Source organism: Arthrobacter sp. SDR-2R, from assembly GCF_057747955.1.
Window position 1 is genome coordinate 1,747,430 of sequence record NZ_CM173231.1, and the last position, 25,962, is coordinate 1,773,391.

Sequence of the window (25,962 nt, forward strand, 5' to 3'; positions counted from 1 at the left end):
AATTGTTATTGTGGCAGTGGATGAGAGCGCCGGTATCAGCTGAAAAGCTGGACCAGAGCGACGTTTCCGGTTTGCAGGGTTCTTGTGCAACGTATGCCACATTTTCGCATGCCTAGGGACTTGTCCGACGCCAGTCGCCCCCGGGAATGCGATCCGACTATTAAGGCTTCGCCTTCGCCGCCCTGGAGATCTTCTTCAAGGCCCGGGCGGCGGGGCAACGCAACAGGAGAGTGGCCGGAAACAGCCACTCCGGATAAAACGGAGAACACGAGAGTGCCTACGATTAACCAGCTGGTCCGCAAGGGCCGCACGCCTAAGGTCTCAAAGACCAAGGCTCCCGCGCTTAAGGGCAGCCCCATGCGCCGCGGTGTCTGCACCCGCGTCTACACCACCACCCCGAAGAAGCCGAACTCGGCTCTGCGTAAGGTGGCACGTGTGCGCCTCAACGGCGGCGTGGAAGTTACCGCCTACATCCCCGGTGTTGGCCACAACCTGCAGGAGCACTCCATTGTGCTCGTTCGCGGTGGTCGTGTGAAGGACCTCCCGGGTGTCCGCTACAAGATCGTCCGTGGCGCCCTCGATACCCAGGGTGTGAAGAACCGTAAGCAGGCCCGCAGCCGCTACGGCGCAAAGATGGAGAAGAAGTAATATGCCTCGCAAGGGTCCGGCCCCCAAGCGGCCGCTCGTTTCGGATCCGGTATACGGTTCCCCGCTGGTAACCCAGCTCATCAACAAGGTGCTCGTTGACGGCAAGAAGTCCACGGCAGAGCGCATTGTCTACGGTGCACTCGAAGGCGCACGCGCCAAGTCCGGCGGCGACCCCGTAGCAGCACTCAAGAAGGCGATGGACAACGTCAAGCCTTCCCTCGAGGTCCGCTCCCGCCGTGTCGGTGGCGCCACCTACCAGGTTCCGGTTGAGGTCAAGCCCGGCCGCTCCACCGCACTCGCCCTGCGCTGGCTGGTTGGCTACTCCAAGGCCCGCCGCGAGAAGACGATGACCGAGCGTCTCCAGAACGAAATCCTGGATGCGTCCAACGGTCTCGGTGCCGCTGTGAAGCGTCGCGAAGACACCCACAAGATGGCCGAGTCCAACAAGGCCTTCGCACACTACCGCTGGTAATACTCCCCGGACGCCGCCGGCTCAACAGAGCCGGCGGCGAACGCGTAGTCCATCCCAAAAGGAGACCCCGTGGCACAGGACGTGCTTACCGACCTTAGTAAGGTCCGCAACATCGGCATCATGGCCCATATTGATGCCGGCAAGACCACCACCACCGAGCGCATCCTGTTCTACACGGGTGTGAACCACAAGATCGGCGAAACGCACGACGGCGCTTCGACCACCGACTGGATGGAACAGGAAAAGGAACGCGGCATCACCATCACGTCTGCCGCCGTGACCTGCTTCTGGGAAAACAACCAGATCAACATCATCGACACCCCCGGCCACGTTGACTTCACGGTTGAGGTTGAGCGCTCCCTGCGCGTCCTCGACGGTGCAGTCGCCGTCTTCGATGGCAAGGAAGGCGTTGAGCCGCAGTCCGAGACTGTTTGGCGCCAGGCTGACAAGTACAACGTTCCGCGTATCTGCTTCGTCAACAAGATGGACAAGCTCGGTGCTGACTTCTACTTCACCGTAGACACCATCATCAGCCGCCTCGGTGCCAAGCCGCTGGTCATGCAGCTGCCCATCGGTGCCGAGAACGACTTCATCGGCGTCGTTGACCTGCTCTACATGCGCGCCCTGGTGTGGCCCGGCGATGCCAAGGGTGACGTGACCATGGGTGCCAAGTACGAGATCCGCGAGATCCCGGCTGACCTCCAGGAAAAGGCTGAGGAATACCGCGCGACCCTCGTTGAGACTGTCGCTGAGTCCTCCGAGGAACTCATGGACAAGTACCTCGAGGGTGAAGAGATCTCGATCGACGAGCTCAAGGCCGGCATCCGCAAGATGACCATCAACTCCGAGCTGTACCCGATCTTCTGCGGTTCCGCCTTCAAGAACCGTGGCGTTCAGCCCATGCTCGACGCAGTTGTGGACTACCTGCCGAACCCGCTCGACGTCCCCCCGATGGTCGGCCACGATCCTCGCGACGAAGAGAAGGAACTGACCCGCAAGCCTTCATCGGAAGAGCCTTTCTCGGCTCTGGCGTTCAAGATTGCTGCGCACCCGTTCTTCGGCCAGCTCACCTTCATCCGCGTGTACTCCGGTCACGTGGAAGCAGGCGCCCAGGTGGTCAACTCCACCAAGGGTAAGAAGGAGCGCATCGGCAAGCTGTTCCAGATGCACGCCAACAAGGAAATGCCCGTTGAGGGCGCTACCGCAGGCCACATCTACGCAGCCATTGGCCTGAAGGACACCACCACGGGTGACACCCTGTGTGATGCCAACAACCAGATCGTGCTCGAGTCCATGAGCTTCCCGGAGCCCGTGATCTCGGTTGCCATCGAGCCGAACACCAAGGGTGACCAGGAGAAGCTCTCCACGGCCATCCAGAAGCTCTCCGCTGAGGACCCCACTTTCCAGGTGTCCCTCAACGAAGACACCGGCCAGACCATCATCGCCGGCATGGGCGAGCTCCACCTGGACATCCTGGTGGACCGCATGCGCCGCGAGTTCAAGGTCGAGGCAAACGTGGGCAAGCCCCAGGTTGCCTACCGCGAAACCATCAAGCGCGCCGTCGAACGCCACGACTACACGCACAAGAAGCAGACCGGTGGTTCGGGCCAGTTCGCAAAGATCCAGATCGCCATCGAGCCGCTGGACACCGCCGAAGGCGAGCTGTACGAGTTCGAGAACAAGGTCACCGGTGGCCGCGTTCCGCGCGAGTACATCCCGTCCGTTGACGCGGGCATCCAGGATGCACTGAACGACGGCGTCCTGGCCGGCTACCCGGTTGTAGGCATCAAGGCCACGCTGATTGACGGCGCGTACCACGATGTTGACTCTTCGGAAATGGCGTTCAAGATCGCCGGCCGTATGGCTTTCAAGGAAGCTGCACGCAAGGCGAACCCGGTTCTGCTCGAACCACTGATGGATGTCGAGGTCCGCACCCCTGAGGAATACATGGGTGAAGTTATCGGTGACCTCAACTCCCGCCGTGGCCAGATGCAGTCCATGGAAGATGCACAGGGCGTCAAGGTCATCCGTGCGCACGTTCCTCTGTCCGGCATGTTCGGCTACATCGGTGACCTGCGCTCCAAGACCCAGGGCCGCGCTGTGTACTCCATGACGTTCAACAGCTACGCCGAGGTCCCGAAGGCAGTTGCCGACGAGATCATCCAGAAGTCCCGCGGCGAGTAGTCCTTCCGGACTTTCAAAGCGAACACCTCGGTTGGGCAGTCCGCCAGCGGACAGCGCAGCCGGTGCAGGTGGCCGGGCCGGCCGGATTTATCCGGCAAGCCGGTCCGGCCCCTGCACGAACAGGCTCAGGGGATTAGTATTAGTTCCTGAATCTGCAATTTCACCAATCCAAAGCCCCCCAAGTAGACTTGCCTGAGTTCTACCGCGATAAGCGCGGCTGGAGGGCAAGCTATTTGAAAACGTTCTAGGAGGAACCTGTGGCAAAGGCAAAGTTCGAGCGGACTAAGCCGCACGTCAACATCGGCACCATTGGTCACGTTGACCACGGTAAGACGACGCTGACGGCCGCCATTTCCAAGGTGCTGTACGACAAGTACCCGGATCTCAACGAGAAGCGTGACTTCGCGTCGATTGACTCTGCACCCGAAGAGCGTCAGCGCGGTATTACCATCAACATCTCCCACGTGGAGTACCAGACCGAGAAGCGTCACTACGCACACGTTGACGCCCCCGGCCACGCTGACTACATCAAGAACATGATCACCGGTGCTGCCCAGATGGACGGCGCAATCCTCGTGGTTGCCGCTACCGACGGCCCGATGGCTCAGACCCGCGAGCACGTTCTGCTCGCCCGCCAGGTTGGTGTTCCCTACCTGCTGGTCGCACTGAACAAGGCTGACATGGTTGAGGACGAGGAACTCCTCGACCTCGTCGAAATGGAAGTTCGTGAGCTCCTGAGCTCGCAGGGCTTCGATGGCGACAACGCTCCGGTTGTCCGCGTTTCCGGCCTGAAGGCCCTGGAAGGCGACCCCGAGTGGGTCAAGTCCGTTGAGGACCTGATGGCTGCTGTCGACGAGTCCGTTCCGGACCCCGTACGTGACCGCGACAAGCCGTTCCTGATGCCGATCGAGGACGTCTTCACCATCACCGGTCGTGGCACCGTTGTTACGGGCCGCGCCGAGCGTGGAACCCTCGCCATCAACTCCGAGGTCGAGATCGTCGGCATTCGCCCGGTCCAGAAGACCACGGTTACCGGTATCGAGATGTTCCACAAGCAGCTCGACGAAGCATGGGCCGGCGAGAACTGTGGCCTCCTGCTCCGCGGTCTGAAGCGCGACGATGTCGAGCGTGGCCAGGTTGTCGTCAAGCCGGGTTCCATCACCCCGCACACCGACTTCGAGGCCAACGTCTACATCCTCTCCAAGGACGAAGGCGGACGTCACAACCCGTTCTACTCCAACTACCGCCCGCAGTTCTACTTCCGCACCACGGACGTAACCGGCGTTATCACCCTGCCCGAGGGCACGGAAATGGTTATGCCTGGCGACAACACTGAGATGACCGTTGCGCTCATCCAGCCGATCGCTATGGAAGAGGGCCTCGGCTTCGCAATCCGCGAAGGCGGCCGCACCGTTGGTTCGGGACGTGTTACCAAGATCATCAAGTAGTACTTGCTGACCTGAAGGACAGCCCCGCTGCAGTAGCAGCGGGGCTGTCCTTTTTCGTTAAGGGGCCACTGGTACTGTTGCACCACTGAAAGGAGTTCATCATGGGATGGCTTATTTTCCTGATCATCGCGGTTGCCGTTGTAGCCGGGGTGTTCTGGACCAGGAAGTACTTCCGGCGCGAGATTGACCGGGCCAAGCGGATCAACAGGGCAAACAAAAACCAGTAGCAACGGCGTGAGCACAGCGATATGCCGGTAGTCCTTACTCCTACTTTTCGGTATACCTAAATTCGGGGTATCCTCGTCATATCGACGCCCGCAACGACGAGGACACGCAATGGCTGTTTCAACAATGACGGCAGAATCCGCCACCCCCAGGATCTGGTCCCGCCTGCTCCTGCTCGGGCCGGCATTCGTAGCTGCCATTGCCTACGTCGACCCTGGAAATGTCGCCGCCAACCTGACCGCCGGCGCCAGCTTCGGCTACCTCCTGGTCTGGGTCCTCGTTGCAGCCAATGGCATGGCCGTACTGATCCAGTACCAGTCAGCCAAGCTGGGGCTCGCCACCGGCATGAGCCTGCCCGAAATCCTCGGGAAGCGCCTGGGCACGCGGCGCCGCCGCGCCTATTGGGTGCAGGCCGAGATCGTTGCCGGGGCCACTGACATGGCCGAGGTTATCGGTGGGGCAGTGGCACTGAACCTGTTGTTCGGCCTGCCCCTGCTGACCGGCGGCGTCATTATCGGCCTGGCGTCCATGCTGCTGCTGGCGCTCCAGTCGCACCGCAGCCAGAAATCCTTCGAATTTGCCATTCTTACCCTGCTGGGCGTCATTGCTGTCGGGTTCGTTTCGGGCCTCTTCGTCGCACCGCCTGACGCCGGCGGCGCCCTGGCCGGACTGGTGCCCCGGTTCGAGGGAACCGACACCGTGCTGCTCGCGGCGAGCATGCTCGGGGCCACGGTTATGCCGCATGCCATCTACCTGCATTCCGCCCTTGCCCGCGACCGCCACGGATTCTCCGAAGATCCGGCGGTCAGGACCCGGCTGATCCGAACCACGCGCGTGGATGTCGCCGGCGCTCTGCTGCTCGCCGGCGTCGTCAACATTGCCATGCTGCTGCTGGCTGCCTCCAGCCTTCGCGGCGTGGAGGGTACTGACACCATAGCCGGCGCGCACGCTGCCGTGACGTCCGCACTGGGCCCTGTGATCGGCGTCGTTTTCGCTGTGGGCCTGCTGGCCTCCGGCCTGGCGTCCACATCGGTGGGATGCTACGCCGGGGCCACCATCATGGGCGGCCTCCTCAAGGTGCGGATTCCCCTGCTGGTCCGGCGGACCGTCACCCTGATTCCCGCGCTGGCGGTCCTGGGCGCAGGGATTGAACCGACGCTGGCGTTGGTCCTGAGCCAGGTCCTCCTGAGTTTCGGCATCCCGTTCGCGCTGATCCCCCTGATCCGGCTCACCGGCAGCCGCAAGGTGATGGGCATCCATGCCGATTCAAAGCCGCTCAAGATCGCCGGGTGGACCAGCGCCACCCTGATCGTGGGCTTGAACTGCGTGCTGATCTTCCTCACGGTGTTGGGACACGGCTGAACCCGCGGCCGCCGCTACAGTGCCGGTGGCGCGCCACTAATGTGGCCGGTGGCGCCGTGCCCTGGACAACGCCTGGTACCAGTAGAAGGACCGCTTGGGCGTCCGCTCCAGTGTCTCGAAGTCCACGTGCACCAGCCCAAAACGCTGTGAGTAGCCGGCCGCCCACTCAAAGTTGTCCATCAGCGTCCAGACGTAGTAGCCCCGGAGATCCACGCCCTCGGCGTGGCCGCCGGGGGCGGTGGCGTCAAGCGCTGCCGTCAGATGTGCGGCAAGGTACTCCACGCGGTCGGTGTCTTCCAGTGTGCCGGCGATACGGTCGGGTTCGGGGAAGCTGGCACCGCCCTCGGTGATGTACACCGGGGGGAGGGCCGCTCCGTACCGGTCCCGCATTTCCCGCAGCAGGATTCCCAGATGGTCAGGTGCCACGGGCCAGCCGAATCCTGTGCTGTCGAACTCGGAGTAGCCAACCTCGTGGAAGGGCAGCTTGGCGAGTTGCTTGTGCATATCCGCAGGCAGGGGAGTGATGCCCGGCCCCAGGGCCACCTTGACGGGGAAGTAGTAGTTCAGTCCGTAGAAGTCCAGCGGCTGGTGGATGGTCCGGAGGTCCGCATCGGAAATCCTGCCGATTGATCGCAGCCAGGGCTTAGCGTACAGCGGCAGCGAGGGGTATTGGCCCAGCAGGACGGGGTCGGCATAGATCCTGTTCATGAGCAGGTCGTAGAGATGGGCCACCAGCCGGTCGCCAAGCTTCCTGGTGGCGGGCCTGACGGGGGAATGCAGGTTGGTCAGGCCGATGCCGCCCGCCACGCCGGCCGCCCGCAGTGCCTGCACGCCGAGCCCGTGCGCCAGGAGCTGGTGATGGATGGCGGGAAGGGCGTCAAACATCAACCGGCGCCCCGGTGCGTGCACTCCAAGGGCATAGCCGTTCAGGGTGACCGAGACCGGTTCGTTGAGGGTGACCCACTGCGCCACGCGATCGCCGAACCGCTCGCCGGCAGCCCTGGCATACTCGCCAAACCGCTCCGCGGTGTCACGGTTCAGCCAGCCGCCGCGGTGTTCCAGGGGCAACGGGGTGTCCCAGTGGTAGAGCGTTGCCATGGGGGAGATGCCGGCCTCAAGGAGTTGGTCGATCAGCCGGTCGTAAAAGTCCAGGCCCTCGGGATTGAAGCCGCCCTGGCCATCCGGCTGGATGCGTGGCCAGGACAGCGAGAACCGGTATGAGTCAACGCCCAGTTCCTTGAGCAGCGCCACATCCTCCGGCAACCTGTTGTAATGGTCGCAGGCCACGGCGGGGGAGTGTCCGTCCTGGATGGCGCCGGGCTTTTCCGCAAAGGCATCCCACCCCGATGGCCCGCGGCCCCCGGCCTTGAGTGCGCCTTCAATTTGGAACGCCGCCGCCGCGACGCCAAGCGTGAACGACGGCGGAACGCGTCCGGCCAGTTCGGTCACCGATTCAGTGCCTTCCAGGGTCATGCTCCCTATCATCCAGCGCGTTCGGGTCCGCGGCAATGGCCGGTGACCAGCCCGGACCCGGAGCCGATTCGCATCTGCCGCGGATTTCCGGCATACTAGATGAGTTGTTCAAGCGCTTCTTCGCGTCCCGATCCGGATAATGCCGGGTGCAGGGTCCAAGCTGAAGACCAAACATAACCCACCCCCATGGAACTGCGGATTTATATGTGCGCCCAGCGCGACACGCCCGACCGCGGGGGTCGGTTACGCCGGCAAGGTGAGGAACCCGGATTCATCCGGATTCAGTTTGTGCGGCGGATGGTGGTTACGACCTCAAATGCTTCGGCAGCCATACAACGAGTAAGTGAACAGGGCAGCCCTAAACCGGGGAAGCACAGACTGAAAGAGAGTCAGGCGACATGGCGGGACAAAAAATCCGCATCCGGCTGAAGTCATACGACCACGAGGTCATTGACGTTTCAGCACGGAAGATCGTTGAGACGGTCACGCGCGCAGGCGCAACGGTAGTCGGCCCCGTGCCGCTGCCGACGGAGAAGAACGTGTACTGCGTGATCCGCTCTCCGCACAAGTACAAGGACAGCCGCGAGCACTTTGAAATGCGCACGCACAAGCGTCTTATCGACATCATCGATCCCACGCCGAAGGCTGTTGACTCGCTCATGCGTCTCGACCTGCCGGCTGACGTGAACATCGAAATCAAGCTGTAGGGAGGTGCTGAGAAACTATGACCGCAACCCGTAACGTAAAGGGCCTGTTGGGCACGAAGCTCGGCATGACCCAGGTCTGGGACGAGAACAACAAGCTCATCCCCGTCACTGTGGTCCAGGCAGACTCGAACGTCATCACCCAGCTGCGCAACGCTGAGACCGATGGCTACGTCGCCGTTCAGATCGGCTACGGCCAGATCGATCCCCGCAAGGTCACCAAGCCGCTGGCTGGTCACTTTGAAAAGGCAGGCGTCACGCCTCGCCGCCACGTCGTCGAACTCCGTACCGCAGATGCTGCCGAGTACGAGCTGGGCCAGGAGCTCTCCGTAGAGGTCTTCGAAGCCGGCCAGAAGATCGACGTCATCGGCACCACCAAGGGTAAGGGCTTCGCCGGTGTTATGAAGCGTCACGGCTTCCACGGTGTTGGAGCTTCCCACGGTGCCCACAAGAACCACCGTAAGCCCGGTTCAATCGGTGGCGCATCCACCCCGAGCCGCGTCTTCAAGGGCATGAAAATGGCCGGCCGCATGGGCGCCGTTCGTCACACCACGCTGAACCTCACGGTCCACGCGGTTGACGTCGAGAAGTCGCTGCTCCTGATCAAGGGTGCCGTTCCCGGCGCCCGCGGCCAGGTCGTACTCGTACGCACCGCCGTGAAGGGAGCCTAGTTCAATGGCTAACACTGTCCAGGTTGACCTGCCTGCAGAGATCTTCGACGTTCAGACCAACGTGCCGCTGCTGCACCAGGTTGTCGTTGCCCAGCTCGCTGCTGCCCGCCAGGGAACCCACAAGACCAAGACCCGCGCTGAAGTTTCCGGTGCAGGACGCAAGCCGTTCAAGCAGAAGGGCACCGGCCGCGCCCGTCAGGGTTCCATCCGTGCTCCCCACATGACCGGCGGTGGCATCGTCCACGGTCCCACCCCGCGTGACTACAGCCAGCGCACCCCCAAGAAGATGATTGCTGCTGCACTGCGCGGCGCACTGTCTGACCGGGCACGCAACGGTCGCATCCACGTTGTCGCAGAACTGGTTGAAGGCACCAAGCCCTCCGCCAAGACCGCACTGGCAACGCTCCGCGGTGTGTCCGACCGCAAGAACCTGCTGGTCGTCATCGAGCGCGATAACGACGTTGCCGCACTGTCCGTGCGCAACCTCGCCGGCGTTCACGTTCTGTATGTAGACCAGCTGAACACCTACGACGTTCTCGTCTCTGATGACGTTGTCTTCACCAAGGCTGCCTACGACGCATTCGTTGCCGCTAAGGCAGCTAAGAACGAGGAGGATGCCAAGTGAGTGCAGCCACCATCAAGGATCCCCGCGACGTCGTGCTTGCACCCGTCGTGTCGGAAAAGAGCTACGGCCTGATCGACGAGGGCAAGTACACCTTCCTGGTGGACCCCCGTTCGAACAAGACCGAGATCAAGCTGGCCGTGGAGAAGATCTTCTCCGTCAAGGTCGAATCGATCAACACCATCAACCGTGCCGGTAAGCGCAAGCGCACCAAATTCGGATGGGGTACCCGCAAGAACACCAAGCGTGCGATTGTCACCCTCAAAGAAGGCACCATCGACATCTTCGGCGGTCCGCTCGCGTAGCGGAGACCACTTTAACGAGGAAATAAATTATGGGAATCCGTAAGTACAAGCCGACTACCCCGGGCCGTCGTGGCTCGAGCGTAGCGGACTTCATCGAAATTACGCGGTCGACGCCGGAAAAGTCGTTGGTACGTCCGCTGCCCAAGAAGGGCGGCCGTAACAACACCGGTAAGATCACCACCCGTCACAAGGGTGGTGGGCACAAGCGCCAGTACCGTCTGATCGACTTCCGTCGCCACGACAAGGACGGCGTCAACGCCCGCGTTGCCGAAATCGAGTACGATCCGAACCGCACGGCTCGCATCGCCCTCCTGCACTACGTTGATGGCACCAAGCGTTACATCATCGCTCCCAACAAGCTCTCCCAGGGTGACGTTGTCGAGGCAGGTGCCGGTGCTGACATCAAGCCCGGTAACAACCTGCCCCTGCTCAACATCCCGGTGGGTACCGTTATCCACGCAGTGGAACTGCGTCCGGGTGGCGGCGCCAAGATGGGCCGCTCCGCCGGCGCATCCATCCAGCTTGTTGCCAAGGAAGGCCGCTTCGCCCAGCTGCGCCTGCCTTCCGGTGAAATCCGCAACGTTGACGTGCGCTGCCGCGCAACCGTCGGCGAGGTGGGCAACGCCGAGCAGTCGAACATCAACTGGGGCAAGGCCGGCCGTATGCGGTGGAAGGGCGTCCGCCCGACCGTCCGTGGTGTTGCCATGAACCCGGTTGACCACCCGCACGGTGGTGGCGAGGGTAAGACGTCCGGTGGACGTAACCCCGTCAACCCGAACGGTAAGCGTGAAGGCCGCACCCGCCGCCCCAACAAAGAGAGCGACAAGCTTATTGTGCGTCGCCGTCGTACTGGCAAGAACAAGCGATAGGAGCCTGGACACATGCCACGCAGCCTGAAAAAAGGTCCTTTCGTCGACCAGCACCTCTTTGTGAAGGTAGCCAGGGAAAACGAAAAGGGCACCAAGAACGTCATCAAGACCTGGTCCCGCCGTTCGATGATCATCCCCGACATGCTCGGACACACGATCGCCGTACACGACGGACGCAAGCACATCCCGGTGTTTGTCACTGAGTCGATGGTCGGGCACAAGCTCGGCGAATTCGCTCCCACGCGGACATTCCGCGGCCATGTCAAGGACGACCGTAAGGGCAAGCGCCGCTAGGCGCCTGCGTTTACGTCAAAGACGAGAGAAGGAAAGCAATGGAAGCCAAGGCAATTGCGCGCCACATCCGCGTAACGCCTATGAAGGCCCGGCGCGTCGTCAACCTTGTTCGTGGATTGCAAGCGAATGAGGCTCTGGCAATTCTGAAGTTTGCCCCCCAGGCAGCTTCGGAGCCGGTATTCAAGGTAGTTCAGTCGGCAATCTCCAACGCCCGGGTCCTCGCGGACCGCGACGGCGTGGCGTTTGACGAAGGCGACCTCATCATCAGCGAAGCGTTTGTTGATGAAGGCCCGACCATGAAGCGGTTCCAGCCGCGTGCCCAGGGTCGTGCATTTCAGATCAAGAAGCGCACCAGCCACATCACCGTGGTAGTCGCTACCCCGGAGAAAGAGGAGGCTCGCTAAGTGGGACAGAAAGTAAACCCGCACGGGTTCCGACTCGGCATCACCACCGATCACGTATCGCACTGGTTCGCTGACAGCACCAAGGCAGGCCAGCGGTACAAGGACTTCGTCCGCGAAGACATCCGCATCCGCCAGCTCATGTCCACGGGCATGGAGCGCGCCGGCATCGCCAAGGTCGAGATCGAGCGCACCCGTGACCGTGTCCGCGTGGACATCCACACGGCACGTCCCGGCATCGTCATCGGCCGCCGTGGAGCAGAAGCAGACCGCATCCGCGGCGAGCTCGAAAAGCTCACCGGCAAGCAGGTCCAGCTGAACATCCTCGAGGTCAAGAACCCCGAGATGGAAGCCCAGCTTGTTGCCCAGGGCGTTGCAGAGCAGCTGACTTCCCGCGTGGCATTCCGCCGTGCGATGAAGAAGGCCATGCAGTCCGCTCAGCGTGCAGGTGCCAAGGGCATCCGTATCGCCTGCTCGGGCCGCCTGGGTGGCGCTGAAATGTCCCGCTCGGAGTTCTACCGCGAAGGCCGTGTGCCCCTGCACACCCTCCGCGCGAACATCGACTACGGCTTCTACGAAGCCAAGACCACCTTCGGCCGTATCGGCGTGAAGGTCTGGATCTACAAGGGTGACGTCACCGCCAAGGAACTGGCAGCACAGGCTGCTGCAGCTCCGTCCCGCGGTAACCGTGGCGACCGTCCCGGCCGCCCGGGTGGCGCTGACCGTGGTGACCGCCGCCGTCGCACCGACCGCCCGGCCGCTGACGCAGCTCCTGCTGCCGAAGCACCGGCAGTTGAAGCAGCACCTGCTGCTGCAGAAGGAGGACAGGCTTAAATGCTTATCCCACGTCGAGTAAAGCACCGTAAGCAGCACCACCCGGGTCGTTCCGGCGCTGCTACGGGCGGTACCCAGGTCTCCTTCGGTGAGTACGGCATCCAGGCCCTGAGCCCGGCATACGTCACCAACCGTCAGATCGAGTCCGCTCGTATCGCGATGACCCGCCACATCAAGCGTGGCGGTAAGGTCTGGATCAACATCTACCCGGACCGTCCCCTGACCAAGAAGCCGGCCGAAACCCGCATGGGTTCCGGTAAGGGTTCACCGGAATGGTGGGTCGCCAACGTCAAGCCGGGCCGGGTTCTGTTCGAACTCTCCGGTGTCAATGAAGAGGTAGCTCGCGAGGCCCTGCGCCTGGCAATCCACAAGCTGCCGTTGAAGGCACGCATTGTGCGTCGCGAGGGTGGTGAATAGAAATGGCAGTAGGATCCAAGGATCTGGCTCCCGCACAGCTGGACGGTTTCGACAACGAGCGTCTCGTTGAAGAACTCCGCAAGGCCAAGGAAGAGCTGTTCAACCTGCGTTTCCAGTCCGCCACCGGACAGCTGGAGAACCACGGTCGCCTGCGCGCGGTAAAGAAGGACATCGCCCGCATCTACACCGTTCTCCGCGAACGCGAGCTGGGCATTCGTGCCGAGGTTGCCGCACCGGTTGTGGAAGCCAAGGAAGAGAAGAAGTCCAAGAAGGCTTCAACCAAGAAGGCCGACAAGGCTGAAAAGGCTGAGACCGAGGAGGACGCCAAGTGAGTGAAAAGGACCAGAACGTGACCGAAACTGCTACCGCAGCCAAGGCTGGGCAGCGCGGTTACCGCAAGACCCGTCGCGGCTACGTGGTCTCTGACAAGATGGAAAAGACCATCGTCGTCGAGGTTGAAGACCGCGTGAAGCACGCACTGTACGGCAAGGTCATCCGCCGCACTTCCAAGGTCAAGGCACACGACGAAGAGAACACCGCCGGCATCGGCGACCTCGTAGTCATCGCCGAGACCCGTCCGCTGTCCGCCACCAAGAACTGGCGGCTCGTGGAAATCCTCGAGAAGGCCAAGTAGCACCTGCTGCTTAGCTGTTGCCCCTGCTCCCTCCCGGGAGCGGGGGCTTCCTCGTTTAACGGGCAGCGGGCGTGGCCGTCCGTCCCACACAGACGCCCCATCACTTCCTGCATCTTTTCCCGAAACGCCCCATCAGTTCCTGCACGCTTTTCGGAAACGCCACATCACTTGCCGAAACGTACCAGCGGGAGGTGATGGCGCGTTGGAGGATTTCCTGCAGGTAGTGATGGGGCGTAGTGGACTGCCGGACGACGGCGGCGCCTGGACTGGCGGGGGAGTGGCACCTTTGGTGGGCCGAAAGGCTGCCCTGCGTGACGCCGTCGTCCGTCTTGCGGGGTGGTGGGCGGTGGTGATATGGGGACCGGCGGAAAACGTGCTAGGATATTGAGTTTGTATGGCGCCTTTCGCGCGCCGTCATCAACCTCGTAAACAAGCGTGCCACAGCATAGTGCCCTGTGCGCCCGGGATCCGTCCCGGACCGGATGGGAGCAACTGCTTCTGGCACGGGCGTTTAGGCCTGGTCTGGCAAAATCCAGGCAGGTCAAGAGACACCCCGATCAACCGTTCCGCAAGGCTCATTCCGTAGCAAGATCACGACCTGAGAACCGGCGCGACGCAAGGAGTAAATAGTGATTCAGCAGGAGTCGCGACTCAAGGTCGCCGACAACACGGGTGCTAAGGAAATCCTTACCATTCGCGTTCTCGGTGGATCCGGCCGTCGCTACGCAGGCATCGGTGACGTCATTGTCGCCACCGTCAAGGATGCAATCCCGGGCGGCAACGTAAAGAAGGGCGATGTGGTCAAGGCCGTCATCGTCCGTACCAAGAAGGAACGCCGCCGTGCGGATGGTTCCTACATCAAGTTTGACGAGAACGCAGCTGTGATCCTGAAGAACGACGGTGACCCCCGCGGTACCCGTATCTTCGGACCGGTTGGTCGTGAACTGCGTGACAAGAAGTTCATGAAGATCGTTTCTCTGGCTCCGGAGGTGCTCTAGTCCATGGCTGCAAAGATCAAGAAGGGTGACCTGGTTCAGGTCATCACTGGCGCCAAGGCTGAGCGCGGCGGCGACCGCGGCAAGCAGGGCAAGGTTCTGCGCGTATTCACCGACACCAACCGCGTGCTGGTTGAGGGTATCAACCGCGTCACCAAGCACACCCGGGTTGGACAGTCGCAGCGCGGCACCAAGACCGGTGGCATCGAGGTCGTAGAGGCCCCGATCCACATTTCCAACGTGGCCCTGGTTGACCCGTCGACCAAGAAGCCGACCCGCGTGGGCTTCCGCCTCGACACGGTGGAGAAGAACGGTGTCAAGAAGACCGTCCGCATCCGCGTGTCCAAGAGCTCCGGGAAGGACATCTAATGACTGAGACTCTCGAGACTCCGGCAACGAAGATCGTTCCTCGTCTGAAGACCAAGTACGCCGAATCCATCAAGGCAACGCTCCAGGATGAATTCAAGTACGAGAACGTGAACCAGGTACCCCGCCTGGTGAAGGTTGTTGTGAACATGGGTGTTGGAGATGCCGCCAAGGACTCCAAGCTGATCGACGGCGCTGTCCGCGACCTCACCCAGATCACCGGCCAGAAGCCGCAGGTTACCAAGGCCCGCAAGTCGATCGCACAGTTCAAGCTGCGCGAAGGCATGCCCATCGGTGCACACGCAACCCTGCGTGGCGACCGCATGTGGGAATTCGTGGACCGCCTGGTCACCCTGGCCCTGCCCCGTATCCGCGACTTCCGCGGCCTCAGCGGCAAGCAGTTCGATGGCAACGGCAACTACACCTTCGGTCTGACCGAGCAGGTTATGTTCCACGAAATCGACCAGGACAAGATCGACCGCGTCCGCGGTATGGACATCACGGTTGTGACCACCGCCAAGACCGATGACGAAGGCCGCGCGCTGCTCAAGGCGCTTGGTTTCCCGTTCAAAACCGAAGCTTAATTAACTACGTAAAAGGTCCGGCCGCTCCGCTCCATCAAGGAGGGAACGGCGGAAACCGTTACGAGGAAGGGCATGAGCCCACATGACAATGACAGATCCTGTCGCAGATATGCTTACGCGCCTGCGTAACGCAAACTCGGCATACCACGACTCCGTGTCTATGCCTTACAGCAAGCTCAAGGCACGCGTTGCCGACATCCTCAAGGCCGAAGGTTTCATCGCCGGCTGGAAGGAAGAGGACGCTGAGGTTGGCAAGAAGCTGACCCTCGAACTCAAGTTCGGTCCGAACCGCGAGCGTTCCATCGCCGGTGTACGCCGCATCTCCAAGCCGGGTCTCCGCGTTTACGCGAAGTCCACCAACCTGCCTCACGTGCTCGGTGGCCTGGGAATCGCAATCCTGTCCACCTCTTCCGGCCTCCTGACTGACAAGCAGGCCGGCAAGAAGGGCGTGGGCGGCGAAGTCCTCGCGTACGTCTGGTAACGGGAAAGGAAGAGAATAATGTCACGTATTGGACGTCTCCCCATCACCGTTCCTGCCGGCGTTGAGGTCAAGGTTGACGGCTCTGTCGTCAGCGTCAAGGGTTCCAAGGGGGAGCTGACCCACACTGTGGCCAGCCCCATCGAGGTTGCCCTGGACGAGAACACCCTGACCGTCAGCCGCCCGAACGACGAGCGCGCCTCCCGTTCGCTCCACGGCCTGACCCGCACCCTGATCGCCAACATGATCCAGGGCGTCACCGCAGGCTACGAGAAGAAGCTTGAAATCGTCGGTACCGGTTACCGCGTTCAGGCCAAGGGATCTGACCTTGAGTTCGCTCTCGGCTACAGCCACCCGGTCAGCGTTTCCGCTCCGGCCGGCATCACCTTTGCAGTAGAGGGACCGACCAAGCTCTCTGTCTCAGGTATCAATAAGCAGCAGGTCGGCGAAGTTGCTGCCAACATTCGTAAGCTGCGGAAGCCGGACCCCTACAAGGGCAAGGGCATCCGTTACGCCGGCGAAGTCATCCGCCGCAAGGTCGGAAAGGCTGGTAAGTAACCATGGCCATCTCCATTAACAAGAAGCGTACGAACAAGAGCAAGGCTGCTGCCCGCAGCCGCCGCCAGCTTCGTATCCGCAAGCGCATTGCCGGTACGGCTGCCCGCCCCCGCCTGGTGGTCAACCGCTCCGCACGCCACGTATTTGTCCAGGTTGTCGATGACAGCATTGGCCAGACCGTAGCAAGCGCGTCCACCCTGGAAGCTGACCTCCGTGCATTCGACGGTGACAAGACTGCCAAGGCCAAGCGCGTCGGCGAGCTCGTTGCCGAACGTGCCAAGGCTGCCGGCGTCGAGGCTGTCGTGTTCGACCGTGGTGGTAACAAGTACCACGGCCGCATTGCCGCCGTCGCTGACGGTGCACGCGAAGGTGGGCTGTCACTGTGACCGAAGCAAACAAGGAAAAGGACACTGTGTCTGCAGATCAGAAGGCGCCCGAAGCCGCAGCTGCTGAGACCACTGCCCCCGCTGCCGAGGACCGCCGTGGTGGCGCCCGTCGCGGCGAGCGTGGCGACCGCGGCCAGGGCCGCGGCGACCGCGGTGGCCGTGGCGGCCGCGACGGTGGCCGTGAAGCCGAGAAGAACCAGTTCGTAGAGCGCGTTGTCACCATCAACCGCGTTTCCAAGGTCGTCAAGGGTGGTCGTCGCTTCAGCTTCACCGCACTCGTCGTCGTTGGTGACGGTAACGGCATGGTCGGCGTGGGCTACGGCAAGGCCAAGGAAGTTCCCGCTGCTATCGCCAAGGGCGTTGAAGAGGCCAAGAAGTCCTTCTTCCGCGTTCCCCGCGTAGGCAGCACCATCCCGCACCGCGTTCAGGGTGAAGCCGCTGCAGGCGTTGTAATGCTGCGTCCGGCCTCCGCCGGTACCGGTGTTATCGCCGGTGGTCCGGTCCGTGCAGTACTGGAGTGCGTGGGTATCCATGACATCCTCTCCAAGTCGCTCGGTTCCTCCAACGCCATCAACATCGTTCACGCGACTGTTGATGCCCTGAAGCGCCTCGAAGAGCCGGCAGCAGTGGCAGCACGCCGCGGCCTGCCCCTCGACGAGATCGCTCCGGCGGCACTGGTGAAGGCCCTCCTCGCCCCTAAGGCAGGTGTTTAGTCATGGCTAAGAACCTGGTCCCCTCCGACGCTCAGTTGGAGATCACTCAGATCAAGTCCGCCATTGGCGGCAAGCAGAACCAGCGCGACACCCTTCGGTCCCTCGGCCTGAAGCGGATCGGACACACCGTTGTCCGCACCGCCGATGCCGTGACCGTTGGAATGCTCAACACGGTTCCGCACCTGGTAAAGGTAGAGGAGGCGAAGTAAATGGCAGAGAACACTGCTGATAAGGCACAGGCTGCTGAGAAGCAGAACGCCCTGAAGGTTCACCACCTGCGTCCCGCGCCGGGTGCCAAGACCGCCAAGACCCGTGTTGGTCGTGGTGAGGCATCCAAGGGTAAGACTGCCGGCCGTGGTACCAAGGGTACGGCTGCTCGCTACCAGGTGAAGGCTGGCTTTGCCGGCGGCCAGTTGCCGCTGCACATGCGCCTGCCGAAGCTGCGTGGCTTCAAGAACCCGTTCCGGGTTGAGTTCCAGGTTGTAAACCTGGACAAGCTCAACGAGCTGTTCCCGGAAGGTGGCGCAGTCACCGTGGAGAACCTGGTCGAAAAGGGCGCAGTTCGCAAGAACCAGCCCGTCAAGGTGCTGGGCACCGGCGACATCACCGTCAAGGTTGACGTCACCGCCCACGCATTCTCGGCCAGTGCCGCTGAAAAGATTGCTGCAGCAGGCGGAAGCACCACCGCCCTCTAAGGGACGGCGCCAGCTGTTGAACTCCCGGTATCCGCGGGCTTCGGCCCCGGATACCGGGAGTTTTTCACATCCGCCGGGCGATATTTTCCTGCCATCCGGCGCATGCGCGCTGGCGCGGATTGTTCGCACGGCACATTCAACCGTTAGACTCGGTTGTCGGGATTTATCAAGTTCCGCACCCCCACTCTTATTGACACCACAGGAGGACGCTTGCTTAGCGCATTTGGCCGGGCCTTTCGCACGCCTGATCTGCGACGCAAGTTGTTGTTCACGCTGGGAATCATCACCATATTCCGCTTGGGTGCTTTCATTCCCTCGCCAGGTGTGAACTACCAGAATGTCCAGCAATGCTTGCAGAACGGTCAGACCGCCGGCGGGCTGTACCAGCTCGTTAACCTCTTCAGCGGCGGTGCGCTGCTCCAGGTGTCCATCTTCGCCCTGGGCATCATGCCCTACATCACGGCCAGCATCATCGTCCAGCTGCTCCGGGTGGTCATTCCCCGGTTCCAGCAGCTTTACGACGAGGGCGCGTCGGGACAGTCCAAGCTGACCCAGTACACCCGCTACCTCACCATCGCGCTGGGCCTGCTCAACGCCACCACGCTGGTGTCCCTGGCCCGCTCCGGGCAGCTGCTTCCCGGCTGCCAGCTGCCGGTGATCCCGGACAACAGCATCATCACCACCATCCTGATCATCATCACGCTGACGGCCGGCACCGGCCTGATCATGTGGATGGGTGAGCTCGTCACCGAGAAGGGCGTGGGCAACGGCATGTCGCTGCTCATCTTCACGTCCATCGCTGCGCAGTTCCCCACCTCGCTGGGTGCCATCTGGACCTCGCAGGGCCCCGGGACCTTCTTCATTGTCCTGGCCGTTGGCCTGCTCACCGTCGCGCTGGTGGTCTTCGTGGAACAGTCCCAGCGGCGCGTTCCGGTCCAGTACGCCAAACGTATGATCGGCCGGCGCACCGTGGGCGGCACCAGCACCTACATTCCCATCAAGGTGAACATGGCCGGTGTCATTCCGGTGATCTTCGCTTCCTCCATGCTCTACATTCCCGGGCTGATCGCACAGTTCAACCAGCCCCGGAACGGCGAGTCGATGCAACCGTGGGTTGAATGGATCAACAACAACCTCACCCGCGGTGACCACCCGATCTATATGGCGGTTTACTTCGTCCTGATCGTGTTCTTCACCTACTTCTACGTCGCGATTACCTTCAACCCTGAAGAAGTCTCAGACAACATGAAGAAGTACGGCGGCTTCATCCCAGGTATCCGCGCCGGCAGGCCGACCGCTGATTACCTGCAGTACGTGCTCTCTCGGATCACCCTGCCCGGCGCCCTCTACCTGGGCTTCGTGGCGCTGATCCCGTTGGTTGCACTGGTACTGATCAACGCAAACCAGAACTTCCCGTTCGGTGGCACCTCGATCCTGATCATGGTGGGCGTTGGGTTGGAGACCGTAAAGCAAATTGATGCGCAGCTACAACAACGTCACTACGAAGGGCTTTTGCGATGACGAGAATGCTGATTATTGGACCTCCCGGTTCCGGAAAAGGAACGCAGGCGGAGCGGATCTCAGAACGCCTCGGCGTTGTGGCCATCTCCACCGGTGACATCTTCCGGGCCAACGTGAAGGGTGAAACCCCTCTGGGCATCGAGGCCAAGAAGTACATGGACAACGGTGACTTTGTTCCGGACAGCGTGACCAACAAGATGGTCCGCGACCGCCTGGGCGAGTCCGACGTCGAGAACGGCTTCCTGCTTGACGGCTACCCGCGCACCACCGCGCAGGTGGACTACCTGGACGAGATCCTCGCCGACGGCGACGAGAAGCTCGACGTGGTCCTGCAGCTGACCGCCGATGACGAGGAACTGGTCCACCGCCTCCTGGGCCGGGCCAAGGAAACGGGCCGGAGCGACGACAACGAAGCCGTCATCCGCCACCGCCTTGACCTGTACCACGAGCAGACCGAAGCCGTGGTGGCAAAGTACGCCGAGCGCGGCATCCTCACCCAGGTTGACGGGATCGGTCCCATCGACGAAGTCACCAACCGCGTCATGCAGGCCATCAAGGCCGCACAGGCAGCCTGACCCCAGGCGCCCGGTTTATCGAGGCTCCTCCCGGCATCCGGGAGGAGCCTCAGCCATTTGAAAGGACACACCATGGCCTTCGGCCAGCCCCGCATCGAATTCAAGAACAACGCCCAGATGCGCACCATGCATGAGGCCGGCCTGGTCCTCAGCCGTGCACTGGATGCCGCCGTTGCCGCCGCGGTGCCGGGGGTCACCACCAAGCACCTGGATGACGTCTTCGCCGCAGTCCTCAACGAGGCAGGGGCCAAGTCCAACTTCCTGGGCTACCACGGCTTCCCCGCTACCATCTGCACGTCCGTCAATGAGGAAGTGGTGCACGGCATCCCCGGCAGCCGCGTCCTGCAGGACGGCGACATCATCTCCATCGACGGCGGCGCGATTGTCAACGGCTGGCATTCGGACTCCGCCCGCACGGTGATCGTGGGAAACGCGGACCCCGAGGACCAGCGGCTGTCCGACGTCACCCATGCAGCGATGTGGCGGGGGATCGCGGCACTGGCAACCGGCACGCATGTGGGGGACATCGGAGCCGCCATCGACGACTACGTTTCATCTGTGCCGGGCAAACCGCTTGGCATCCTGGAGGACTACGTGGGCCACGGCATCGGCTCCGAGATGCACATGGCACCGGACGTCCTGAACTACCGCACCAACCACCGCGGGCCCAAGATCAAACCGGGCCTGTGCCTGGCCATCGAGCCCATGCTGGTCCGCGGCAGCATTGACACGGCAGTCCTGGATGACGACTGGACGGTGGTAACCACCGACGCCAAGCGTTCCTGCCAGTGGGAGCACTCCGTGGCCGTGCACGAAAAAGGCATCTGGGTGCTTTCAGCTCCCGACGGCGGCGCGGAGCACCTGTTGCCCCTCGGCGTCACCCCCGTGCCGATCCCATAGGCGACGCGCCGATTCCGTAAGCGACGCGCGCCTTCAGGCACGACACGCAAAAGCCCTGGCGATACCCGTATATGGGTGTCGCCAGGGCTTTTGCGCGTCGCTCAGGTGCTAGGACTTCAGCTTCGGCTTCACGTCGCGGTCGTAGATGCTCTGCAGGGTGTTCTTGAGGTCCGTCATGGTGGACTTGACGTCGCCCTGCTGGGTGAGGATCTTGGCGGCGGCCTTGGCCATTTCCTGGTCGGCGCCCGGCAGGAACACCCGGGCGTTGTCCTGGACTTTGGTCACCGCCAGCTGGTCCATGGCGGTCTTGATCTGTGGCGTCTTGGCCAGGACGGCCGCCATGTCCGCGGACTTGCGTGTGGGCATGTAGCCGGTGGCTGCCGAGAACTCCGCCGTGCTCTCCGGCTGGGTGACGAAGTCCAGGAACTTGCCGGCGGCCAGCTGTTCCTCCTTGGTGATCCCGCTGGGGATGCCCAGCCCGGCGCCGCCCGTGGGGCACACGTTCGACTGGGATTTGGGACCGCCCGGCAGGAAGCCAACACCAACGTTGAACTTGGCCGACTTCAGGATCCCCAGCAGCGAACCGGTGGACGAAATGGTGGTGGAGGTCAGCCCGGCCGAGAAGTCATCCGCCGCTTCCTTGGACGAAACACCGGCCCACTTGTCCTTGTAGATGGAGTCCTGCGCCCACTGCAGGGCCGCCACGGAATCGGTGGAGTCGCACGTGATGTTCCATTCCTTGGACCAGCCGCCGCCCCAGCCCCACAGCATGTTCTGCAGCGTCCAGCCCGCGTACCCGGCGAGGGCGGGGTAGATGTAGGCGTACTGCGCGCCCGAGCTTGCCTTCAGCTTGGGTGCCCACTGACTGAACTCGTCCCAGGTCTTCGGGGCACGGTCGGGAATTCCAGCCGCCGCAAAGTGGTCCTTGTTGTAGTAGAACAGCGGCGTTGACCGGCCGTAGGGCAGTGCCCACTGCTTGCCGTCGTATTTGTAGTCATTGACCAGCGACTGCTGGAAGTCGTCCATCTTCATGTCCAGCTGCTTGATAAGGCCGTCAACCGGAATGATGCTGCCGTTGGTGTAGTAGCGGAACCACCAGACGTCGGACAGGACCACCACGCCCGGCAGGCCCGACTTAGCGGCCTGGGCGGTCTGGAACTTCTGGGCAATTTCCTCGTAGTTGGCACCTGCGGTGACCAGGTTGACGGTGATGTCCGGGTTCTTGGCGTGGAATTTGTCGATCAGGCTCTTCTCCACCTCCTGGGACTGGCCAGGGTGGCTGGACCAGAAGTCGATCTTGGCGGCGGGCTTCACGCCGTTGAAGTCGATCTCGGCTGCCTGGGAGGTAGCCTGGCCGCCGCCGGTTGTTGATGGTCCGCCGCATGCGGCCAGGGCAGCTGCAGAGGCGGATACCCCTGCCAGGCCCAGGAAATGCCTCCGGTCAAGGTGCAGTGTCATGACGGTTCCTTTCGGTTGTTGCCTTGGTAAAGGTTGGAAGGTACGACGGCGGCCGGCAGCTTAGCCGGTTACGCTGCCCTGGGTGAGGCCCGCAACGATGTAGCGCTGGAGGGCCGCGAAAATGATCAGGATGGGAACGATGACCAGGACCGCCCCGGCCATGAGGACGCCCCAGCCGGCGGCGTTGCTTTCGTTGTTCTGCAGCAGGGTGAGACCCACGGGCAGGGTCATGGTTTCGGGGCGGTCCGTGATGATGAGGGGCCAGATGTAGTCATTCCATTCGGTCACGATCGTCACCAGCGCCACGGTGGCGATGGACGGGACCGAGACGGGAACCACGATCTGCCAGAGCCGGCGCCAGTGGCCGGCACCGTCCACCTCGGCCGATTCCAGGATGGAGGCGGGAAGCGTGCGGAAGTGCTGGCGGAGCAGGAACGTTCCGAACGCGGTGCCAAGGCCGGGGAGGATGATGCCCCACAGCGTGTTCTTCCCGCCGATGCCGGCGATCAGGATGAAGTTGGGCAGGATGGACACCTGCGGCGGCACCATGAGGGCCACCAGGATCAGCAGGAAGATGAAGTTCCGGAACGGGAAGCGGACAAACACCAGGGCATAGGCCGTCAGGATCGCCAGCAGCACCTTGATGGTGGCCCCGGCCAGGGTAACGATGGTGCTGTTCAGGAAGAACTGCCCAAACGGCACCGTGGTCATGGCGGTCCGGTAGTTCTGCAGGTCCAGGCTTTCAGGGAGGATCTTCAGGTCCGTGGTGACGATCTCGCCGGACGTCTTGAAGGAGCTCAGGACCATCCACAGGAGGGGCAGGAACACCACCAGGGTGGCCACGAGCAGCGGCAGGTAGCCGGCCACCACGGTCCGGATGAGGTTGCGGCGGGAGAACGGCCGGTCACGGTGGAGGCTTGGCTCCGGTCCGGCAATGGCGGGAGCTGCGGGGTCGGGGCTGACCGGGGAAAGGGAAGTCACGAGTAATGCACCTTTCGTTCCACGAACCGCAGCTGCAGCACGGTGATCACCAGGAGGATTGCGAACAGGACCACGGAAATGGCTGCCGAGTAGCCGGCCCTGTTGTACGCCCCGAAGGCCTGCAGGTAGGCCTCGTAGATCAGGGTGCTGGTGCCGGTGCCCAGCGGCGTCATGATCCGGATGAGGTCGAAGGCCTGCAGCGAGCTGAGCATGGTGGTGATCAGGAGGAAAAACGTGGTGGGGGACAGCAGCGGCAGCGAGATGCTGACAAAGCGGCGGAATCCGTTGGCGCCGTCCAGGGACGCGGCTTCCATGACATCCGCCGGGAGGGACTGGAGCCCCGCAAGGTACACCACGGCGCAGTAGCCCAGGTTTTTCCAGACGTAGACCAGGATCACCATGACCAGCGAGAGTTGGGGGTCGTTGATCCACTGCGGGCTCTGCTGCCCGATGCCGCGCAGCAGCCAGGCCAGGACGCCGTAGCCGGGGTCGAAGATGAACAGCCACACCAGGCCCACGCCGACGCCGGAGAGTACGTACGGGGCAAAGACGGCCGAACGGGCGAAGGTGGTGCCGCGGACCTTCGCGTTCAGTGCCAGCGCCACCAGCAGGCCCAGCACCATGGAGCCGCCCACCGTGACCACGGTGAACACAGCCGTGGTCCCCAGGACTTTCGGCGCATCATTGCTGGTGAAGAAGGTGACGTAGTTGCTGAGGCCAACCACGGTGGCCGTGGGGGAGCCAAGGGTCCAGTCGAGGGTGGAGTAATAGATATTGCTGAACAGCGGCCGGTAGGTGAAGACGGCGATCAGCACCAGGTTGGGCAGCGCCATGGCCAGGAAGACAAAGAAGTCCCTGCGGGTCCGTGCAGTCCACCGGCGCTTAGGGATTTTCGCGGACCGCCCCGGAGGCCTCTTGGGTTTGGCGGCGGGGTGGGGGGCGAGTTGACGGGTCATGCGTGTCTCTCCCGGGTTGGGAGCCTGCTCGTGGCCGGCCCTGGCTTGATCTAGGGACTACTACACCAGACCGTCAGGGGGCTGAAACCCGCATATGCCCTTGTCAGGGGACTGTTATCCAAGGCTTCGTCGCCCGTTAACGCTGTGTTGAATGCAGTCTCGCACAAAGTCCCGCGATGCGGCAGGGGCGCGCTCACAGAGGGGAGAATAGGGGAATGGGAACCATCACCGACGTGCCGGGCATCCGGGTAGGCCAGGTCCACAAGGACAGCGGGGGCTGGCTGACCGGCGTCACCGTGGTCCTGCCGCCGCCGGGCTGCGTGGGTTCGGTGGAGGTCCAGGGCGGCGGCCCTGCCACACATGAAACGGACGCCCTTGACCCCACCACCCTGGTCAGGGCGGTGGACGCCGTGGTGCTGACCGGCGGCAGCGCCTACGGGCTGGCGTCCGCGGCCGGTGCCCAGCGCTGGTGCGAGGAGAATGGGCGGGGGTTCGCCGTTCCCGGGGGCGTCGTGCCCATCGTCCCCGCTGCCGCGATCTTCGACCTTGGCAGGGGCGGCGACTTCAAGGCACGGCCGACGCCGGACATGGGCTACGCGGCAACGGCCGCCGCGGCAGCACAGAAGGAAGGGCACGTCGTCGAACGCGGCAACGTGGGTGCCGGAACCGGGGCACTTATTGGCAGGGGGCAATACAAAGGGGGAGTTGGCACGGCGTCGGTCACGCTGGAGAACGGGGTAGTGGTCGGCGCGCTGGCCATAGTCAACGCACTCGGGCTCCCGTTCGACCAGACCAAACCTGGCTTTCCAACGCCAATCAAAGCAGCGACCACGACGAACACCACCCTTGCCGTGGTGGCCACGAACGCCGTCCTGGATGCGGCCGAGTGCAAGCGCACGGCGGCTGCCTCGCACGCGGGGATTGCCCGTGCCTTGAATCCCAGCCACACCCTCGCCGACGGGGACACCGTTTTTTGCCTGGCAACCGGTGCCGTGGCACTGGACCGCTCGGACGAAGCTGCCCGGCAGGTCAGCCTTATTACGCTGCAGAGTGCGGCGGCCGACGTCGTCCGCCTGGCCATCCTGGACGGCGTGGCCAGCGCTGCAGGCGTCAGCACTCCAGCAGGTGAATATGGTGCGTACCGCCCGGCGTAGGCTACTATGGCCGATTTAACTTTTACCGGCCAACAGGGTAGTGTTGTTTGTTGGTTGTCTGGACTGCCACGCCCTTTTG

Annotated in this window: 34 protein-coding genes; 30 read left to right on the forward strand and 4 right to left on the reverse strand. The window is 62.6% G+C overall.

Annotated features, from left to right (window positions below; all coding sequences use genetic code 11):
• Positions 1 to 273 precede the first annotated feature (273 nt).
• The 6 genes from rpsL (at position 274) to AC3ANU_RS08165 (ending at position 6,339) form a co-directional block, all read left to right on the forward strand.
• The gene (gene rpsL / locus AC3ANU_RS08140; RefSeq protein WP_009358312.1) at positions 274 to 648 is read left to right on the forward strand and encodes a 30S ribosomal protein S12; all 375 of its coding nucleotides are present in this window, start codon (positions 274 to 276) and stop codon (positions 646 to 648) included.
• A gap of 1 nt (position 649) precedes the next feature.
• Complete coding sequence (gene rpsG / locus AC3ANU_RS08145; RefSeq protein WP_003803829.1) at positions 650 to 1,120, forward strand: 30S ribosomal protein S7; 471 nt, start codon at positions 650 to 652, stop codon at positions 1,118 to 1,120.
• Between the two features lie 69 nt (positions 1,121 to 1,189).
• On the forward strand, positions 1,190 to 3,304 hold the full coding sequence (fusA, locus tag AC3ANU_RS08150; RefSeq protein WP_018769129.1) for an elongation factor G: 2,115 nt from the start codon (positions 1,190 to 1,192) through the stop codon (positions 3,302 to 3,304).
• 257 nt (positions 3,305 to 3,561) lie between these two features.
• The gene (tuf, locus tag AC3ANU_RS08155; protein ID WP_013601835.1) at positions 3,562 to 4,752 is read left to right on the forward strand and encodes an elongation factor Tu; all 1,191 of its coding nucleotides are present in this window, start codon (positions 3,562 to 3,564) and stop codon (positions 4,750 to 4,752) included.
• 101 nt (positions 4,753 to 4,853) lie between these two features.
• Positions 4,854 to 4,979, forward strand: coding sequence for a hypothetical protein (locus AC3ANU_RS08160; RefSeq protein ID WP_018769130.1), 126 nt, complete (start codon positions 4,854 to 4,856; stop codon positions 4,977 to 4,979).
• A gap of 109 nt (positions 4,980 to 5,088) precedes the next feature.
• On the forward strand, positions 5,089 to 6,339 hold the full coding sequence (locus tag AC3ANU_RS08165) for an Nramp family divalent metal transporter (protein ID WP_026265740.1): 1,251 nt from the start codon (positions 5,089 to 5,091) through the stop codon (positions 6,337 to 6,339).
• Positions 6,340 to 6,375: 36 nt separating this feature from the next.
• Here the strand turns inward: AC3ANU_RS08165 and AC3ANU_RS08170 are convergent, their stop codons facing one another.
• Positions 6,376 to 7,812 carry a GH1 family beta-glucosidase gene (locus tag AC3ANU_RS08170; RefSeq protein WP_018769132.1) on the reverse strand — a complete coding sequence of 479 codons (1,437 nt, stop codon included), beginning with the start codon at positions 7,810 to 7,812 and terminating at the stop codon, positions 6,376 to 6,378.
• Between the two features lie 398 nt (positions 7,813 to 8,210).
• Here AC3ANU_RS08170 and rpsJ point away from each other — a divergent pair, with 398 nt between their 5' ends.
• The 23 genes from rpsJ to map all read left to right on the forward strand — a co-directional run bounded on the left by rpsJ (position 8,211) and on the right by map (position 21,334).
• Entirely contained in the window at positions 8,211 to 8,519 is a 309-nt protein-coding gene (gene rpsJ, locus AC3ANU_RS08175) for a 30S ribosomal protein S10 (protein WP_003803825.1), read from the forward strand.
• A gap of 17 nt (positions 8,520 to 8,536) precedes the next feature.
• On the forward strand, positions 8,537 to 9,187 hold the full coding sequence (gene rplC, locus AC3ANU_RS08180) for a 50S ribosomal protein L3 (protein ID WP_018769133.1): 651 nt from the start codon (positions 8,537 to 8,539) through the stop codon (positions 9,185 to 9,187).
• 4 nt (positions 9,188 to 9,191) lie between these two features.
• Complete coding sequence (rplD, locus tag AC3ANU_RS08185; RefSeq protein WP_018769134.1) at positions 9,192 to 9,812, forward strand: 50S ribosomal protein L4; 621 nt, start codon at positions 9,192 to 9,194, stop codon at positions 9,810 to 9,812.
• Complete coding sequence (gene rplW / locus AC3ANU_RS08190; RefSeq protein WP_011692807.1) at positions 9,809 to 10,114, forward strand: 50S ribosomal protein L23; 306 nt, start codon at positions 9,809 to 9,811, stop codon at positions 10,112 to 10,114. Before rplD ends, rplW begins: the two co-directional genes overlap by 4 nt.
• A 29-nt stretch (positions 10,115 to 10,143) precedes the next feature.
• Positions 10,144 to 10,983: a 50S ribosomal protein L2 gene (rplB, locus tag AC3ANU_RS08195; RefSeq protein WP_026264302.1), complete on the forward strand. Its 840-nt coding sequence runs from the start codon at positions 10,144 to 10,146 to the stop codon at positions 10,981 to 10,983.
• Between the two features lie 12 nt (positions 10,984 to 10,995).
• The gene (gene rpsS / locus AC3ANU_RS08200; protein ID WP_003803803.1) at positions 10,996 to 11,277 is read left to right on the forward strand and encodes a 30S ribosomal protein S19; all 282 of its coding nucleotides are present in this window, start codon (positions 10,996 to 10,998) and stop codon (positions 11,275 to 11,277) included.
• Positions 11,278 to 11,315: 38 nt separating this feature from the next.
• The gene (gene rplV / locus AC3ANU_RS08205; protein ID WP_009358304.1) at positions 11,316 to 11,681 is read left to right on the forward strand and encodes a 50S ribosomal protein L22; all 366 of its coding nucleotides are present in this window, start codon (positions 11,316 to 11,318) and stop codon (positions 11,679 to 11,681) included.
• Positions 11,682 to 12,512, forward strand: a complete 831-nt coding sequence (gene rpsC, locus AC3ANU_RS08210; protein ID WP_134163700.1) for a 30S ribosomal protein S3 — start codon at positions 11,682 to 11,684, stop codon at positions 12,510 to 12,512.
• Entirely contained in the window at positions 12,513 to 12,929 is a 417-nt protein-coding gene (gene rplP / locus AC3ANU_RS08215) for a 50S ribosomal protein L16 (RefSeq protein WP_043454603.1), read from the forward strand.
• Positions 12,930 to 12,931: 2 nt separating this feature from the next.
• Positions 12,932 to 13,261 (forward strand): 50S ribosomal protein L29, encoded by a 330-nt coding sequence (gene rpmC / locus AC3ANU_RS08220; protein ID WP_018769136.1) that lies wholly within the window; start codon positions 12,932 to 12,934, stop codon positions 13,259 to 13,261.
• Positions 13,258 to 13,563, forward strand: coding sequence for a 30S ribosomal protein S17 (gene rpsQ / locus AC3ANU_RS08225; RefSeq protein ID WP_018769137.1), 306 nt, complete (start codon positions 13,258 to 13,260; stop codon positions 13,561 to 13,563). The genes rpmC and rpsQ overlap by 4 nt, the downstream gene beginning before the upstream one ends.
• 629 nt (positions 13,564 to 14,192) lie before the next feature.
• Positions 14,193 to 14,561: a 50S ribosomal protein L14 gene (gene rplN / locus AC3ANU_RS08230; RefSeq protein WP_003803789.1), complete on the forward strand. Its 369-nt coding sequence runs from the start codon at positions 14,193 to 14,195 to the stop codon at positions 14,559 to 14,561.
• Between the two features lie 3 nt (positions 14,562 to 14,564).
• A complete protein-coding gene (rplX, locus tag AC3ANU_RS08235) occupies positions 14,565 to 14,927 on the forward strand; it encodes a 50S ribosomal protein L24 (RefSeq protein ID WP_015937845.1) in 363 nt (120 codons plus the stop codon).
• Positions 14,927 to 15,508, forward strand: coding sequence for a 50S ribosomal protein L5 (gene rplE, locus AC3ANU_RS08240; RefSeq protein ID WP_018769138.1), 582 nt, complete (start codon positions 14,927 to 14,929; stop codon positions 15,506 to 15,508). The genes rplX and rplE overlap by 1 nt, the downstream gene beginning before the upstream one ends.
• 82 nt (positions 15,509 to 15,590) lie before the next feature.
• Complete coding sequence (gene rpsH / locus AC3ANU_RS08245) at positions 15,591 to 15,989, forward strand: 30S ribosomal protein S8 (RefSeq protein WP_018769139.1); 399 nt, start codon at positions 15,591 to 15,593, stop codon at positions 15,987 to 15,989.
• An 18-nt stretch (positions 15,990 to 16,007) separates the two neighbouring features.
• Positions 16,008 to 16,544: a 50S ribosomal protein L6 gene (gene rplF / locus AC3ANU_RS08250; protein WP_018769140.1), complete on the forward strand. Its 537-nt coding sequence runs from the start codon at positions 16,008 to 16,010 to the stop codon at positions 16,542 to 16,544.
• A 2-nt stretch (positions 16,545 to 16,546) separates the two neighbouring features.
• Positions 16,547 to 16,930 carry a 50S ribosomal protein L18 gene (gene rplR, locus AC3ANU_RS08255; protein WP_018769141.1) on the forward strand — a complete coding sequence of 128 codons (384 nt, stop codon included), beginning with the start codon at positions 16,547 to 16,549 and terminating at the stop codon, positions 16,928 to 16,930.
• Positions 16,927 to 17,643 (forward strand): 30S ribosomal protein S5, encoded by a 717-nt coding sequence (gene rpsE, locus AC3ANU_RS08260; protein WP_018769142.1) that lies wholly within the window; start codon positions 16,927 to 16,929, stop codon positions 17,641 to 17,643. Before rplR ends, rpsE begins: the two co-directional genes overlap by 4 nt.
• A gap of 2 nt (positions 17,644 to 17,645) precedes the next feature.
• Complete coding sequence (rpmD, locus tag AC3ANU_RS08265) at positions 17,646 to 17,852, forward strand: 50S ribosomal protein L30 (protein WP_009358731.1); 207 nt, start codon at positions 17,646 to 17,648, stop codon at positions 17,850 to 17,852.
• A complete protein-coding gene (gene rplO, locus AC3ANU_RS08270; protein ID WP_013601817.1) occupies positions 17,853 to 18,338 on the forward strand; it encodes a 50S ribosomal protein L15 in 486 nt (161 codons plus the stop codon).
• A gap of 210 nt (positions 18,339 to 18,548) precedes the next feature.
• Positions 18,549 to 19,859 (forward strand): preprotein translocase subunit SecY, encoded by a 1,311-nt coding sequence (secY, locus tag AC3ANU_RS08275; RefSeq protein ID WP_026265742.1) that lies wholly within the window; start codon positions 18,549 to 18,551, stop codon positions 19,857 to 19,859.
• Between the two features lie 5 nt (positions 19,860 to 19,864).
• A complete protein-coding gene (locus tag AC3ANU_RS08280) occupies positions 19,865 to 20,434 on the forward strand; it encodes an adenylate kinase (protein ID WP_018760442.1) in 570 nt (189 codons plus the stop codon).
• A 72-nt stretch (positions 20,435 to 20,506) separates the two neighbouring features.
• Complete coding sequence (gene map / locus AC3ANU_RS08285; RefSeq protein ID WP_144600745.1) at positions 20,507 to 21,334, forward strand: type I methionyl aminopeptidase; 828 nt, start codon at positions 20,507 to 20,509, stop codon at positions 21,332 to 21,334.
• Positions 21,335 to 21,442: 108 nt separating this feature from the next.
• Here map and AC3ANU_RS08290 read toward each other — a convergent pair whose 3' ends face one another.
• The 3 genes from AC3ANU_RS08290 to AC3ANU_RS08300 are packed head-to-tail and all read right to left on the reverse strand — an operon-like array spanning position 21,443 to position 24,729.
• Entirely contained in the window at positions 21,443 to 22,792 is a 1,350-nt protein-coding gene (locus AC3ANU_RS08290; RefSeq protein ID WP_018769145.1) for an ABC transporter substrate-binding protein, read from the reverse strand.
• Positions 22,793 to 22,852: 60 nt separating this feature from the next.
• Entirely contained in the window at positions 22,853 to 23,773 is a 921-nt protein-coding gene (locus AC3ANU_RS08295) for a carbohydrate ABC transporter permease (RefSeq protein WP_018769146.1), read from the reverse strand.
• A complete protein-coding gene (locus AC3ANU_RS08300) occupies positions 23,770 to 24,729 on the reverse strand; it encodes a carbohydrate ABC transporter permease (protein ID WP_026265743.1) in 960 nt (319 codons plus the stop codon). The genes AC3ANU_RS08295 and AC3ANU_RS08300 overlap by 4 nt, the downstream gene beginning before the upstream one ends.
• A 215-nt stretch (positions 24,730 to 24,944) precedes the next feature.
• Here AC3ANU_RS08300 and AC3ANU_RS08305 point away from each other — a divergent pair, with 215 nt between their 5' ends.
• Entirely contained in the window at positions 24,945 to 25,883 is a 939-nt protein-coding gene (locus tag AC3ANU_RS08305; RefSeq protein WP_488315827.1) for a P1 family peptidase, read from the forward strand.
• The last annotated feature ends 79 nt before the right edge of the window (positions 25,884 to 25,962 follow it).